Origin of the sequence: Pseudoduganella violacea, from assembly GCF_014191875.1 — a bacterium.
In the GTDB taxonomy this organism is placed as follows: Bacteria; Pseudomonadota; Gammaproteobacteria; order Burkholderiales; family Burkholderiaceae_D; genus Rugamonas; species Rugamonas violacea_A.
In genome coordinates this window covers 161,253-175,722 of the sequence record NZ_JACHXD010000008.1, presented here as the reverse complement: position 1 = coordinate 175,722, position 14,470 = coordinate 161,253, and the positions used below count along the sequence as shown (strand labels likewise).

14 protein-coding genes are annotated in these 14,470 nt (G+C 63.2%); 9 read left to right on the top strand and 5 right to left on the bottom strand.

Features of this window, described 5'->3' with window-relative positions:
- The first annotated feature begins 44 nt into the window (after window positions 1-44).
- Entirely contained in the window at window positions 45-1,220 is a 1,176-nt protein-coding gene (locus tag FHS03_RS15510; protein ID WP_183441849.1) for an MFS transporter, read from the top strand.
- On the opposite strand, the gene FHS03_RS15505 is transcribed toward FHS03_RS15510, so the two are convergent.
- Window positions 1,221-2,714, bottom strand: a complete 1,494-nt coding sequence (locus tag FHS03_RS15505) for an HDOD domain-containing protein (protein WP_183441848.1) — start codon at window positions 2,712-2,714, stop codon at window positions 1,221-1,223.
- Entirely contained in the window at window positions 2,711-4,444 is a 1,734-nt protein-coding gene (locus FHS03_RS15500; protein WP_183441937.1) for a putative bifunctional diguanylate cyclase/phosphodiesterase, read from the bottom strand. The genes FHS03_RS15505 and FHS03_RS15500 overlap by 4 nt, the downstream gene beginning before the upstream one ends.
- A 328-nt stretch (window positions 4,445-4,772) precedes the next feature.
- Between FHS03_RS15500 and FHS03_RS15495 the strand changes: the two genes are divergently transcribed.
- The 4 genes from FHS03_RS15495 (at window position 4,773) to FHS03_RS15480 (ending at window position 8,160) form a co-directional block, all read left to right on the top strand.
- A complete protein-coding gene (locus tag FHS03_RS15495) occupies window positions 4,773-6,524 on the top strand; it encodes an isovaleryl-CoA dehydrogenase (RefSeq protein ID WP_183441847.1) in 1,752 nt (583 codons plus the stop codon).
- A gap of 115 nt (window positions 6,525-6,639) precedes the next feature.
- Complete coding sequence (upp, locus tag FHS03_RS15490) at window positions 6,640-7,290, top strand: uracil phosphoribosyltransferase (protein WP_183441846.1); 651 nt, start codon at window positions 6,640-6,642, stop codon at window positions 7,288-7,290.
- Window positions 7,291-7,295: 5 nt separating this feature from the next.
- The gene (locus FHS03_RS15485; RefSeq protein ID WP_183441845.1) at window positions 7,296-7,652 is read left to right on the top strand and encodes an Hpt domain-containing protein; all 357 of its coding nucleotides are present in this window, start codon (window positions 7,296-7,298) and stop codon (window positions 7,650-7,652) included.
- Between the two features lie 304 nt (window positions 7,653-7,956).
- Window positions 7,957-8,160, top strand: a complete 204-nt coding sequence (locus FHS03_RS15480) for a cold-shock protein (protein WP_050408059.1) — start codon at window positions 7,957-7,959, stop codon at window positions 8,158-8,160.
- A gap of 76 nt (window positions 8,161-8,236) precedes the next feature.
- On the opposite strand, the gene FHS03_RS15475 is transcribed toward FHS03_RS15480, so the two are convergent.
- Window positions 8,237-9,154, bottom strand: coding sequence for a LysR family transcriptional regulator (locus FHS03_RS15475; protein WP_183441844.1), 918 nt, complete (start codon window positions 9,152-9,154; stop codon window positions 8,237-8,239).
- A 187-nt stretch (window positions 9,155-9,341) separates the two neighbouring features.
- Between FHS03_RS15475 and aceB the strand changes: the two genes are divergently transcribed.
- Window positions 9,342-10,940, top strand: a complete 1,599-nt coding sequence (gene aceB / locus FHS03_RS15470; RefSeq protein ID WP_183441843.1) for a malate synthase A — start codon at window positions 9,342-9,344, stop codon at window positions 10,938-10,940.
- Between the two features lie 76 nt (window positions 10,941-11,016).
- Here aceB and FHS03_RS15465 read toward each other — a convergent pair whose 3' ends face one another.
- Window positions 11,017-11,661, bottom strand: a complete 645-nt coding sequence (locus tag FHS03_RS15465) for a 2-hydroxychromene-2-carboxylate isomerase (protein WP_183441842.1) — start codon at window positions 11,659-11,661, stop codon at window positions 11,017-11,019.
- 10 nt (window positions 11,662-11,671) lie between these two features.
- Window positions 11,672-12,460: a hydroxyacylglutathione hydrolase gene (gene gloB / locus FHS03_RS15460; protein WP_183441841.1), complete on the bottom strand. Its 789-nt coding sequence runs from the start codon at window positions 12,458-12,460 to the stop codon at window positions 11,672-11,674.
- An 11-nt stretch (window positions 12,461-12,471) separates the two neighbouring features.
- Between gloB and FHS03_RS15455 the strand changes: the two genes are divergently transcribed.
- From FHS03_RS15455 to dnaQ, 3 genes are all read left to right on the top strand, one after another.
- On the top strand, window positions 12,472-13,248 hold the full coding sequence (locus FHS03_RS15455) for a class I SAM-dependent methyltransferase (protein WP_183441840.1): 777 nt from the start codon (window positions 12,472-12,474) through the stop codon (window positions 13,246-13,248).
- Entirely contained in the window at window positions 13,241-13,681 is a 441-nt protein-coding gene (gene rnhA / locus FHS03_RS15450) for a ribonuclease HI (protein ID WP_183441839.1), read from the top strand. The genes FHS03_RS15455 and rnhA overlap by 8 nt, the downstream gene beginning before the upstream one ends.
- A gap of 63 nt (window positions 13,682-13,744) precedes the next feature.
- The gene (dnaQ, locus tag FHS03_RS15445) at window positions 13,745-14,446 is read left to right on the top strand and encodes a DNA polymerase III subunit epsilon (RefSeq protein ID WP_183441838.1); all 702 of its coding nucleotides are present in this window, start codon (window positions 13,745-13,747) and stop codon (window positions 14,444-14,446) included.
- Window positions 14,447-14,470 lie beyond the last annotated feature (24 nt).

Sequence of the window (14,470 nt, the reverse complement as noted above, 5' to 3'; positions counted from 1 at the left end):
CCACGCGCGGCCTTTGTTTTTACCGCGCCGCGAGGCGCTCCGCCATGCCTAGCCAGTCCGTCAGTTTCGCGCTCTTCCTGTTCTGCTATTACGCCCACGCCGGTACGTTCTCCACCTACGCCAGCCTGTTCTTCGCCGGCAAGGGCATGACGGTGGCGCAGATCGGCGTGCTGATGTCGCTGATCCAGGTGCTGCGCATTTTCGGGCCGAATGTCTGGGGCTATGTGGCCGACCATTCCGAACGCCGCGTGCTGGTGCTGCGCCTGACCGGCGCGGCCGCGCTGACGGCGTTTTCCGGCTTCTTCTTCGGCTTTACCTTCGTCCACTTCTTTATCGCCATGGTGCTCCTGAATCTCTTCACCAGCGCGCAGGGACCGATCTGCGAGGCGCTGATGCTGTCCGAGATGCGCGGCGACCTAAGTAACTATGGACGTATTCGGCTATGGGGCTCGATCGGTTTCATCATTTCCTCGATGGGCGCGGCGTTCGCCCTCGACGCCTACGGCACCAATGCCTTGCCCTGGGTGGCGGGCGGCCTGCTGCTGTGCGTCTTCGGCGCCGCCTTCCGCCTCAAGGACGTGCCGCGCCCGCCGCACCGGGAAGCGCCGCCAGCCTTGCTCAGCGTGCTGCGCCAGCGCGAGGTGCTGGCCTTCTTCCTGTCGACCGCCTTGATGGTGGCGGCCCATACTTCGCTCTACACCTTCTATTCGCTGTATCTGGAGCGGGCAGGGTATAGCAAGGCGATGATCGGCGCCATGTGGTCGCTGGGCGTGGTGGCTGAAGTGCTGCTGTTCTATTTCCAGGCGCCGTTGTTCAAGCGCTGGGGCGCGCGGCGCATGCTGTATCTGACGCTGGCGGTGGCCGTGCTGCGCTTCGCCCTGATCGGCGCCGGCGCAACGTCGCTGGCGCTGCTGCTCGCGGCCCAACTGCTGCATGCGGCCACTTTCGCCCTGCATCATTCCTCGTCCGTGATGACCATGCAGCGCTGGTTCGCCGGCCCCTTGCAGGCGCGCGGCCAGGCCCTCTACATCAGCATTTCCTATGGCGTGGGCGGCACGCTGGGCGGCCTGTTCCTGTCGCAGTGCTGGGAGAAGATGGGACCGGAATCGGTCTACTATGTGGCGTCGGGACTGGCGGCGCTGTCGCTGGGCGCCGCCGCGCTGTCTTTCCGCTGGCAGGCACGCAGCCAGCCCGGAAGCAAGCCGGCGGGCGTGGCCTGATCAGGCCACGCGGTTGCTGGCCGTTTCCAGCTGCTGGCGGTGCTCGACCGCCTTGGCAACCAGGGCGCGCATATCGTTGAGCAGGCTGAATTCGGTCTGGCTCAATTCGATCGGCGGGAAGGACTCGTCCCAGTCGCCGTAAATGAAGCCCGCCGGATGACCATGCGCCGACAGCGGCAGCACGATGAAGCTGCGCGCCTCGGACAGGGTGGCTTTCCACCATGCCGGCAGCTTGGCGGCAAACTTCGGATCGTGCGCATTTTCGATGAAGATCACGCGGTCGCTGGTCAGCGCCGCATGGAAGACGTTCGGTTCATAGGCGTCGTCAAACACCATCTGGCCCAGTTTTTCCTTCATGCCTTCGCCGAAGCACATGCGCGCGGCGTAGCGGCCTTCGCGGCGGTTGTGCACGAAGGCGACGGCGCGCGAGAAGTCCAGGCCCTGGAACACGGTTTCCAGCGCGATCGACACCATCTGCCCCGGGCTGGCGCTATCGACCACGTCGCGCATATCGGCCAAGCCGCTGAGCAGGATCTTATTGCCCTCCTGGCGCTGGCGCGTGCGGGCCAGCGCCTTGGCGCGCCGCTCGGCGGGCTTGGACAGGGGCGCGATCGACAGATCGGCCGCCGCCACCACCTTGGCCTGTTCGATGGCCGTCTGCAGCTGCTGCGGCGAGACGCCCAGCATGCCGGCATAGTCCTCGGTCAGGCGCAGCACCTCGGCGGCGCCGGCTTCATTGTCGTGCCACAGCGACTCGGCGCACAGGCGCGACATGGTGGAGATGCCGGCGATCCAGTCCTGGTGGCCGATGCCGGCGTCGGGATCGATCGGGCCGACATTGCGCATGCCCGCGATCAGGTTTTTCGGCAAGCCCCAGTGGATGGCCGTGGCGCGCCCGATTTCCTCGATGCTCAGGCCCAGCAGCTCCAGCGCGGCATCGCCTTCCTTGCCTTCGCCGGCGCGTTCCTGCAGCTCGGTCCAGCGCTCCGGCATATAGAAGGTCAGCATCATGCGGCCCAGGGTTTGCAGCATGGAGCACACCACGGCTTCTTCCGCCGAGCGCGGATCGGCGCTGCCGGCCACTTCGCGCGCCACCATGCCGGCCAATACCGCTTTTTCCATCTCGATATGGGCGATGCCGGAATCGGGCGAGGCGTTCGACAGCTCTTCGATCAGCTTCAAGCCCAGGGCCAGGTGGCCGATCGCCTCGGTGCCGAGCACCAGCACGGCCTTGGTGATGGTGTTGACGTGCTGGCCGAAGGCGGAATACATGCTGCTGTTCGCCAGGCGCAGCACTTTCTGCGTCAAGACGGGATCGGACAGCACGGTGCCGGCCATGCTGAATTCCTGGTCGTCTTCGCCGCGCATGGCGCCCAGGATGGCGGTGATGGCCTTGGCGAAGCCCGGCATATCGCCCTGCAGCCGGGTGCATTCCCACAGCTTGTTCAGGGTCTTTTCGCCCAGCTTGGTACCGGCGATGAATTGTCCGTTCATTGCTGCACCTGGCGTTGTTCTTCCGGACGCAGATTGGCGTAGGTGCGCTCTTTCAGCGCGGCCAGCGCTACATTGGCGGCCATCGGTTTGCCGGTCAGGTAGCCTTGGATATAGTGGCAGCCGCGTTCCTGCACGTAGCGCAGTTGCTCGTCGGTTTCCACGCCCTCGGCCACCACCGAGAGATTCAAGTGCTTGGCCAGGTCCAGCACGGCGTTGCAGATGGCGCCGTCCTTTTCCGAGCCGGGCAGGTCGCGGATGAAGGCGCGATCGATTTTCAGCACGGAGATGGGGAAGCGCTTCAGATAGGCCAGCGAAGAGTAGCCGGTGCCGAAATCGTCGATGGCGATGCGCGCCTTGCGCTCGGCCATTTTGCTGAGGATGGATTCGGCGTGCACCGGATCGATCATCAGCGTGCCTTCAGTAATTTCTAAAACCAATTGTTCACCAGCGAGGCCGGAGAATGTAATCGCATCGTCGAGCACATCCAGGAATTTATCATTGCGGAATTGCCGGGGGCTGATATTAACAGAGATATATAGCGGCCGCCTCGCCACTTCCTGAAATTGTTTCAGCTGGACGCAAGCCGATTTTAAAGCCCAGGCGCCGAGCAGATTAATCAAGCCATTGGTTTCGGCAATTGGCACGAAACGCGCCGGCGGCACCATGCCCAGGGTCGGATGCTTCCAGCGCATCAGGGTTTCGAAACCCTCGATATCGCGCGTGACGGCGTTGACGATGGGCTGGTAATACAGCATGAACTCGCCCTCGCGCACGGCTTGGAACATGGCCGCTTCCAGCGAAATATCGTGCTCCGGCGGGCCGCTGTGGCGCGGGCTGTAGACCACGCAGCGCGCCTTGCCGGTCTCCTTGGCGCGCGACATGGCGGCGTCGGCATTGGCCACCAGGCGTACTTCGTCTTCCGCGTGCTGGGGATAGACCGAGACGCCGACCGAGGCGCCGACATAAATCGTATGGCCTTCGACTTCGAAGGGCGACTGCAGGGTCGCCAGCAGGCGGCCCGTGACCAGCTTGATCTGCGCCTCGCTGGCGGTGCCGGGCAGCACGGCCACGAATTCATCGCCGCCGACGCGGGCCAGGGTGTCACTGTCGCGCAGGGTCTTGCGCAGGCGCGCGGCCGCTTCGCGCAGCACGGCGTCGCCCACCGGATGACCCAGGCCGTCGTTGACTTTCTTGAAACTATCCAGGCCGATGGTCGCCACCGCGAAGCCTTGGCCGGAACGGCGCGCATGGGCGATCACCATGCGGATGCGGTCCGACAGCAGCAGCCGGTTGGGCAACTCGGTCAGCGCATCGTGGGTCGCCATATGGCGCAATCTTTCCTCGGTCGCGTGCTGGGTCGTCATGTCGCGGCCCACCAGCAGCAGCTCTTGCGCGCCCTCGGCATTGCGGTAGAGGGAGACGCGCAGCTCGAACCAGGTGTCCAGGTCGGGCGTGCGCAAACGCAGTTCGACCTTGCTCGCGGCTTGGGCCTGCACCACGCCGGCCAACGCCGTTTTCAGCACTGGCTGGTCGCTGTCGGCCACCACGCCGGCCAGCATCTGGCCTTCGAGTTCGCGCGGCGCGGCCAGCAAGGTGGCGCTGCGCTGGCTGGCGAACAGGATCTGGCCCAGCAGGGTAGTGCGGAATACGATATCGCCAGCTTCTTCCAGAAGCCGGTCGATCTCATTCCGATGTTCGCGTTCGGGAACGCTGGCTGGGCTGGAGAGCATTGTTTCGGTCTGATCTTTCAATTTCTGCATATCACTTTGTTCACATGCCATTATTAATGCGTCATGGCCTGTGAAACTTGCAAAACCAGAACGAAATGTATCACTGATGGGAGTTAAATTACATGAAAAAAAGCAATATCCTTGCTGCTTTTCCTTATTTTTCTTATCGGGAAGCGTAAAACACTATTTTATTCCTGCAAAACCTTCTGCGCTGATGTTTTGTTGGGCAGCTTGATCCGGCCCGCCAAGCCGCGTGCAGGCTGGTGCGCGCGCTTGCCGCTTCCCTTGCTTTGCGCTAGTCTGGACCTCCAGCTTTGGAGGCGGCGCGATGAACCCATTCGATACGCATGAAATCCATAATCAGGTTGCGCCGTTCGGCAATGTGAACCTGTTCCGCTGCGATCCGGCTCTGTGCGAGGCGGTGGCGCGCGAGGGCCAGGCCATCGATGCCGGCGCCAGCGACGGCCTGGCCGCGCTCGGCGAGATGCTGGGACGGAGCGAGATTCTCGATCTGGCGCGCCAGGCCAACCGCAATTCTCCCCAGTTGCACAATTTCGACCGCAACGGCCAGCGCATCGACGAGATCGAATTCCATCCGGCCTGGCATGCGCTGATGAAGATGCTGATCGAATACGGCGCCCACGCCTCGCCCTGGGATGGGCGCGAGGCCGGCGGCCAGGTGCTGCGCGCGGCGCGCTACATCCTGTTCGGCCAGCTGGAAAACGGCTCGCAATGCCCGGTGACCATGACGTATGCCAGTGTGCCGGCGCTGAAGCAGTCGCCCGCGCTGGCCGAGCGCTGGCTGCCCAAGATCCTGTCGCGCGAATACGATCCGCGGCCGCTGCCGATGGCGCGCAAGCGCGGCGTCCTGATCGGCATGGGCATGACGGAGAAGCAGGGCGGCTCCGATGTGCGTAGTAATACTAGCTTTGCCGAAGCAGTGAGCGCGGCCGAGGCGGAACGCGTGTTCGGCGAGGAGGGCGCGCAGGTTTACCGCATCGTCGGCCATAAATGGTTCTTCTCGGCGCCGCAGTGCGACGCCCACCTGGTGCTGGCGCAGACCGAGCATGGCGGCAGCGCTGGCCTGTCCTGTTTTCTGTTGCCGCGCTTTCTGCCGGACGGCAGCCATAACCAGATCCGCGTGCAGCGCCTGAAGGACAAGCTGGGCAACCGCTCGAACGCCTCATCCGAAGTAGAATTCACCGGCGCCTACGGCTGGCTGCTGGGCAAGCCGGGGCGCGGCATTCCCACCATCCTGGAAATGGGCAGCCACACCCGCCTCGATTGCGTGCTGGGCAGCACCGGCATCATGCGCGCCGCGCTGGCCCAGGCCATCCACCACGCGCGCCAGCGCCATGCTTTCGGCAAGCCGCTGGCCGAGCAGCCGCTGATGCGCAATGTGCTGGCTGATCTGGCCTTGGAATCGGAGGCCGCCACCGTCTTCGCCATGCGGCTGGCGCGCTGCTTCGACCATGCGGACGACCCGGCAGAAACCATGCTGGCGCGCATCCTGACGCCGGCCGGCAAATACTGGATCTGCAAGCGCGGCCCCGGTTTCGGCGCCGAGGCGATGGAGGTGCTCGGCGGCAGCGGCTATGTCGAGGATGGACCGTTGGCGCGGCTGTATCGCGAATTTCCAGTCAATTCGATCTGGGAAGGCTCGGGCAATGTGATGTGCCTGGACGTGCTGCGCGCCTTCTCGCGGTCGCCCGATGGCGCGATCGCGCTGGCGGCCGAGCTGGGCCTGGCCGGCGCCGCGAATACGGTTTACAGCGGGTTCTGCTCGGTTTTGCTGGCAGAGCTGGCCGGGCTGGCAAACACTGGCCGCGCAGCGGCGGATACCGCAAGCGCCGCCGCCGATGCGCTGAACAAGGCTGCCGACGCCGAGTTCGGCGCGCGCCTGCTGGCCGAACGCATCGTGCTGGCGGTGCAGGCCGGCCTGCTGCTGCGCCATGCGCCGGCCTATGTCAGTTCGGCCTTCGTGGCCTCGCGATTGGCGCGCGAACCGGGCGGGGCATACGGCCGCTTGCCGCCGGAGACGGACTGCGCCGCCATTTTGGCGCGCGCCTTGCAGGTTTGAACCGGCGCTCCAGGCGGGTCGGGCTTTTTATCGGCCCAAACATAGACAGGCTGCGGCTCCGGCTGGGATAATGCCGGGTATACAAGCCAATGTACTTAATATAAAAAGAGTAACTATGAAACAAGATCCACGTTTCCCGAATCTATTTATCACCGACCATCCCCTGATTCAGCACAAGCTCAGCCATATGCGCGACAAGGCTACGTCCACGCGCACCTTCCGTGAGCTGCTGAAAGAGATCACCCTGCTGATGGGATATGAAATCACCCGCGACCTGCCGCTGACCACGCGCGAAATCGAAACCCCGCTGATGACCATCGACGCGCCTGTGATCGCCGGCAAGAAGCTGGCCGTGGTGCCGATTCTGCGTGCCGGCATCGGTATGAGCGATGGTCTGCTGAACCTGGTGCCCTCGGCCCGCGTCGGCCATATCGGCGTGTTCCGCGACCCGGATACCCACCAGCCGGTGGAATACCTGGTGCGTCTGCCGGACCTGGTCGACCGCATCTTCATCCTGTGCGATCCAATGGTGGCAACCGGCAATTCGGCCGTGCACGCCGTGGACGTGCTGAAAAACCGTGGCGTGAGCGACGACCAGATCATCTTCCTGGCCCTGGTGGCCGCGCCGGAAGGCATCGAGGTGTTCCAGAAATCGCATCCGGACGTGAAGATCTACTGCGCTTCGCTGGACAGCCACCTGAACGATCACGCCTACATCGTGCCTGGCCTGGGCGATGCCGGCGACCGCATCTTCGGCACCAAGTAATCCCCATGGCGACCCCGGTCGATCCCGCCTACCATGCCCGCTTGGCTGCGCTGAACGAAAAGTTCGCCGCCAGCGTGCCGCAAAGGATGGCGGCGATCGCCCAGGCGCTCGCCCAATGCCGCGAACGCGGCGCCACCCCCGAGCATCTGCGCCAACTGCATGAAAGTCTGCATGCCGTGGCCGGTTCCGCCGGCTCTTTCGGCTTCAAGGTGCTCGGCGAACAGGCGCGCCGCCTGGAGCAGCAGCTGCGCGGCTTGCTGGCCGGCGAGGGCGACTGGCCGCTGACAGCGGCTGAAATCGATACCCTATTAACGTGGGCAGCGCAAGAGCCAAGCGCACAACACTACCCGCCGCAGGCTTGAGATTTATCAAATCATCCCCACATGGATTGCCTATAGTAGGTCTCATACCGCACGCAATTTTGGCGGCTGAGTGAGCGCTGCATCTGTTTTGCCGCGTTTTGGTGCGAAATATTGCGTGAAAACGCAGGTTTTCAGCATTTCTACCACTCAGCCGCAATTATTTTCGCGAAGACGTGTTTTTGACGTTTTATTCGGTATAATGCGGGATCGTTAGATTCAAGGGTAGTGCAGTCAGTCTGTCATTTCCTACTTGCTTCAAACGATATCACGGGCGCAAGCTCATTTAACTGTAATAGGAATTGTAATGGCAACTGGTATCGTAAAATGGTTCAATGATTCGAAGGGTTTTGGCTTCATTACCCCTGACGAAGGCGGCGAAGATCTGTTCGCTCACTTCTCGGCGATTCAATCGGCCGGCTTCAAATCCCTGCAAGAGAACCAACGCGTTTCTTTTGACGTGACCTCCGGTCCAAAGGGTAAGCAAGCATCGAACATTCAGCCTCTGTAATACGCTGAGTCTAGACGACACAAGAAATCCTCGGTTCCCGAGGATTTTTTTTGCCCGTCCTCCGCGTAAGCCGGCTTCAGCCGGGGCTGTGCGGTGCCCGCCAGTAGTCGGGCTGGGCGTAGCTGCGCCGCAGGAAATCGACGAAGGCGCGGATGCGCAGCGGCAGATGGCGGCGCTGCGCGAAGACTGCGTAAATATCGTTGCCCGGCGCTGAGTACTCATCGAGCACGCTGCACAAGCGTCCCGTCTCGATATCGCCACCTACTTCCCACATCGAGCGCCAGGCCAGGCCTTTATCGGCCAGCACCCAGGCATGCAGCACGGCGCCGTCGTTGCAGGCCATATTCCCATTCACCTTGCGCGTCACGTTCTTGCCGTTTTCGCGGAAAGTCCAGCCGCGCTGGCTGCCGTCGCTGCTGATCGCCAGGCAGTTGTGCTGGGCCAGGTCGTCCAGCGCGAGCGGCTTGCCATGGCGCTTCAGATAAGCCGGCGTGGCGACCACCACGCGCCGGTTATCGGCCAGTTTGGCGCTCACCAGATTCGAATCCGACATGCTGGCGATGCGGATGGCCACATCCACGCCTTCGCCGATCAGATCGACCACGCGGTCGTTCAGGTTCAGCGTGGCCGTCACCTCGCGGTGCTCGGCCAGGAAGGAGGGCAGCAGCGGCGCGACGTGCTGGCGGCCGAAGCCGGCCGGGGCCGAGATCAGCAGATGGCCGGTGGCGCGCGCGCTGCGTTCGGCCACGGCGGTTTCCGCGTCCTCCAGCTCGCCCAGGATGCGCTGGCAATCTTCGAGGAAGGCGGCGCCCTCGTCGGTCAGGGCCAGCTTGCGCGTGGTCCGCTGCAGCAGCTTGACGCCGAGGCGCTGTTCCAAGGCATCGAGGCGGCGGCCGATCACGGCGGGCGCGATGCCCTCGGCGCGGGCGGCGGCGGAAAGGCTGCCCTTGGCAACCACTTCTACAAAAGTCGAAATCTGGCGAAACTGTCCCACGCGGCGTCCTGTCTGGATTTATGACAAAAACGCACAGATGAAGTGATTTTTTGTCTCGTTTGCATAACTAAATAGTGAATATACTGCAAATCATGCAGCGGCCCAAATGCCGCCGGAATCGGGAATGATTTCCGCCCGATTCGCAGCCTATACTGAGTTTTCAACCTTCCCCCAGATTGGAGTAAACATGACGCAGTCCTCCCTCACTTTGCCAGCAGGTATGGAAATCACCGGCGCCATCCAGCCCGGTTACGAACGCGTGCTGACGCCGGAAGCGCTGGCGCTGGTGGCCAAGCTGTCGCGCGCTTTCGAGCCGCGCCGCCAGGAACTGCTGGCCGCGCGCGTGGCCCGCGCCAAGCGTCTGGATGAGGGCGAGCGTCCCGACTTCCTGGCTGAAACGGCCCATATCCGCAACGGCGACTGGACGATTGCACCGATCCCGCAGGCGCTGCAATGCCGCCGCGTGGAAATCACCGGCCCGGTCGAGCGCAAAATGGTCATCAACGCCCTGAACTCCGGCGCCGACAGCTATATGACCGACTTCGAGGACTCGAATACGCCGAACTGGGACAACCAGATCAGCGGCCAGATCAATATGATGGACGCCGTGCGCCGCACCATTGCGCTGGAACAGAACGGCAAGTCCTACAAGCTCAACGACAAGATCGCCACCCTGGTCGTGCGTCCGCGCGGCTGGCATCTGGATGAAAAGCATGTGCTGGTCGATGGCAAGCGCATCTCGGGCGGCATCTTCGACTTCGCGCTCTTCCTCTTCCACAACGCCAAGGAACAGCTGGCGCGCGGCGCCGGCCCTTACTTCTACCTGCCGAAGATGGAATCGCACCTGGAAGCGCGTCTGTGGAACGATATCTTCGTGATGGCGCAGAACGAAGTCGGCATCCCGCAAGGCACGATCAAGGCCACCGTGCTGATCGAAACCATCCTGGCCGCCTTCGAAATGGATGAAATTCTGTACGAGCTGCGCGAGCACAGCTCGGGCCTGAACGCTGGCCGCTGGGATTACATCTTCAGCTGCATCAAGAAATTCAAGCTCGACAAGGACTTCTGCCTGGCCGACCGCGCCAAGGTGACGATGACCTCGCCGTTCATGCGCTCCTACGCGCTGCTGCTGCTGAAGACCTGCCACAAGCGCAACGCTCCGGCCATCGGCGGCATGGCCGCGCTGATCCCGATCAAGAACGATCCGGAAAAGAACGAAGTCGCCATGGGTGGCGTGCGCAACGACAAGGCGCGCGACGCCACCGACGGCTACGACGGCGGCTGGGTAGCCCACCCCGGCCTGGTCGAGCTGGCCATGACCGAATTCAAGAAAGTGCTGGGCGATGCGCCCAACCAGATCGGCAAACAGCGTCCCGACGTCGACGTGAAAGCCGCCGACCTGCTCAACTTCCAGCCCGAAGCGCCGATCAGCGAAGCAGGCCTGCGCTACAACATCAACGTCGGCATCCACTACCTGGGCAGCTGGCTGGGCGGCAACGGCTGCGTGCCCATCCACAACCTGATGGAAGACGCCGCCACCGCCGAAATCAGCCGCTCGCAAGTGTGGCAGTGGATCCGTTCCAGCAAAGGCGTGCTGGAAGACGGCCGCAAAGTCACGGCCGAGATGGTGCGCGCCATGATCCCCGAAGAGCTGCCCAAGGTCAAAGCCGCCGCCCCCGATGGCAGCAGCCCGAACTACGAGCGCGCCGCCGTCATCTTCGAAGAGATGTCGACCTCGGCCAGCTTCGCCGAGTTCCTGACCCTCCCGCTCTACGAAGAAATCTAAGCAGCTTATTGCCGAGTCCGTGTCCACCTTGGGGTCAGACCCCAATCGGACACGAGCTCGGCTGTGTGGCGTGGCTTTAGCGGCGCTGGGCGAGGGGCGGCTGGGCGAGGAAGGCCGCGAGCTGGGCTTCGTCGATGCGCTCGCCGGCGATGCGGCGCAGCAGGGAGTCGATGCGGTCGGCGCCCCAAAAGAGCTCACCTTGGTAGACGAAGCTGGGCACGCCGAAGATGCCGGCGGCAATCGCCTGTTCGGTGCTGTCGGCCAGCGCCTGCTTGACGGCCGGTGTACCGGCGGCGTCGAGCAGGGCGGCGCCATTCAGGCCGCAGCGGTCGGCGACCTCGGTAAGGGCGGCGGCATCGTGCGGGTTCAGGCCGTCTTCCCAGATGGCGGCAAACAGGGCGGTGGCGAAATGTTTGCGCTCGCCGCTGTCACCGATGGCGCTGGCCATGCGCAGCGCGGTCAGCGGATTGAAGGGGTGACCGGGCGGCCCCACGAAACGCAAGCCTTGTGCCTGGGCCTGGCGCATCACATCACGGAACGTCAATTCTTTTTTGGCCGGGATTTCAGCCGGGCCTTTCTGGCCATGCGCATTCAGCATGGCGGCGAACAGAATGGGTTCCATCTCCACGCGCACCCCTGCCGCTTCGATGCGCGCGATGTGTTTGGTGGCCAGCCAGGCAAACGGGCTGATCGGGTCAAAGTAAAACTTTACTGGCTCCATGCAGTCTCCATTAAAAGTGGTTTTTCCATTCTCTTAGTGCGGCAAAGACTTCCAGCGGCGCGGCGCCATGCGCCAGCTTGCCCGCGCTTTGCAGCTGGCTGGCAATGGCCGGCTCGCGGTAGCGCAGGAAGGGGTTGGTGGCCTTCTCCAGACCGATGGTGCTGGGCACGGTCGGCACCCCATGTTCGCGCTTCCGGCTATCGCTGACGACGCGCTCGTGCAGGACGCCGTTGCCCGGCTCGGCCGCGCAGGCGAAACGCAGATTGGACAGGGTGTATTCATGGGCGCAGTAGACCAGGGTGGCGTCGGGCAGGGCGGCCAGCTTGTCGAGCGAGGCGGCCATCTGCGCCGGCGTGCCTTCGAACAGGCGGCCGCAGCCGGCCGCGAACAAGGTGTCGCCGCAGAACAGCCAGGGCTCGGCGCCGTCGCGCACATAAGCGATGTGGCCCTTGGTATGGCCCGGCACATCGAGTATCCGCAAACGCAAGTCCAGTCCTGGCACCGTGATGGCATCGCCATCGCCCAGCGCCTGCGTGACGGCGGCGATGCCGTCATGGCGCGGTCCGAACACCGGCACGCTGCCATGTTGCAATAGCTGGGATACGCCACCGATGTGGTCAGCATGGTGGTGGGTGAGTAGAATGGCGGAGAGAGTCAGGCCATGCGCCGCCAAGGCGGCCTGGACCGGCAGCGCGTCGCCTGGATCGACCACGGCGGCATGCTGGCCGTCATGGATGAGCCAAAGGTAATTATCATTGAATGCAGGAACGGTCAGAACTTGGAGAGCGGAATTGGTCATAAGGCAGTGGCATGGATAGTGCGACATCCGAAAAATCCATTATAGCGCTGGACAGCTGGCTGCAAACGCCGGCCGGCGCTTACGCGCGCGCCTGGGAGCAGGCCACGCTCGACGCCTTGACCGCCGATATCTTCGGCTTCAACGCGGTGCAGATCGGCACGCCGCAAATCGACGCGCTGGCGGCCAACCGCATGCCGAACAAATGGCTGGCCGATACGCGCGCGCGGCGCCAGCCCGGCGATGCGCGCCAGGTCGCCGTCACCTTCGACTATGCCGAGCTGCCATTCGCCTCGCAGAGCCTGGATCTGGTGGTGCTGCCCCATGTGCTGGAATTCGCCGCCGAGCCGCACCAGGTCTTGCGCGAGGTCGAGCGCGTGCTCATCCCCGAGGGCAAACTGATCATCTGTGGCTTCAATCCGGCCAGCTTATGGGGCGTGCGGCGCGTGACCGGACGCATCACCGGCAGCCATTATCTACCGCAAGCGGGCGAGTTCATCTCTATGCCCCGCATCAAAGACTGGTTAAAATTGCTGAATATGGAAGTCAGCAATGGCCATTTCGGCTGCTACGCCCCGGCGTGCCGCACCGAAAAATGGCTCAAGCGCTATGCCTTCATGGACCATGCCGGCGCCCGCTGGTGGCCTTATCTGGGCGCGGTATACGCGGTGCAGGCCATCAAGCGCGTCAAAGGCATGCGCCTGATCGGCCCGGCGTGGAGCAAGAACCGGGCAACGGCCGCCGTCGGCGTGCCGGCCACGAACAAACATAGAGAACGGCAGGATGGATAAAGTAGAAATTTTTACCGACGGCGCATGCAAGGGCAATCCCGGCATCGGCGGCTGGGGCGCCTGGCTGATCGCCGGCGATGCCGAAAAAGAATTGTTTGGCGGCGAGCTGAACACCACCAACAACCGCATGGAGTTGATGGCCGTGATTGAATCGCTCAAGGCGCTCAAGCGGCCTTGCGACGTGGTGCTGCACACCGACAGCCAGTATGTGCAAAAAGGCATCAGCGAATGGATTCACGGCTGGAAGGCGCGCGGCTGGAAGACCGCGTCCAAGGAACCGGTCAAGAACGCCGACCTGTGGCAGGCGCTGGACCAGGCCCAGGCCATGCACAAGGTCGAATGGCGCTGGGTGCGCGGCCATAACGGCCACCCCGGCAATGAGCGCGCCGACCAGCTGGCCAACCGCGGCGTCGACACGGTGCGCCGCAAATAAGCCTTTACGGCCGGGCTTTGCTATACTGCCCGGCTTGCTTCATTTCTTCTTCTGCACAGATCTATGCGTCAAATCGTCCTCGATACCGAAACCACCGGCTTTAACCCGAAACTGGGCAACCGCATCGTCGAGATCGGCTGCGTCGAGCTGCATAACCGCATGCTCACCGGGAATAATTTGCACTTCTACCTCAATCCCGACCGCGAATCGGAAGAGGGCGCGCTGGCGGTGCACGGCCTGACCACCGAGTTCCTCAGCGACAAGCCGCGCTTTCACGAAGTGGTGGAAGAGTTCCGCGAGTATATCCGTGGCGCTGAGCTGATCATTCACAACGCGCCGTTCGACTTGGCCTTCCTGAACCACGAGTTCAAGATGATGAATCTGCCACCGTTCGACGGCCACTATGGCAGCGTCATCGACACCCTGGTGCAGGCCAAGGAAATGCGTCCCGGCAAGCGTAACTCGCTGGACGCGCTGTGCGACCACTTCGGCATCTCCAACGCCCACCGCAAGCTGCACGGCGCATTGCTTGACGCGGAATTGCTGGCCGATGTGTACCTGGCGATGACGCGCGGCCAGAACAGCCTGAGCATGGACGTGGAAGTCGAGGCCACCAGTGGCGGTGTGCATCTGGAACATGTGGCGCTGGCCGATGTGCTGGTGCTGTCCGCCAGTGCCGATGAAGTCGCCGCCCACGAAGACTTGCTCAACGGCCTGGACAAGGCAGTGAAGGGCAACTGCCTCTGGCGTGCAGCCGCCGCGTGAGTGCCGGTCTGTAATTAGTTTTAT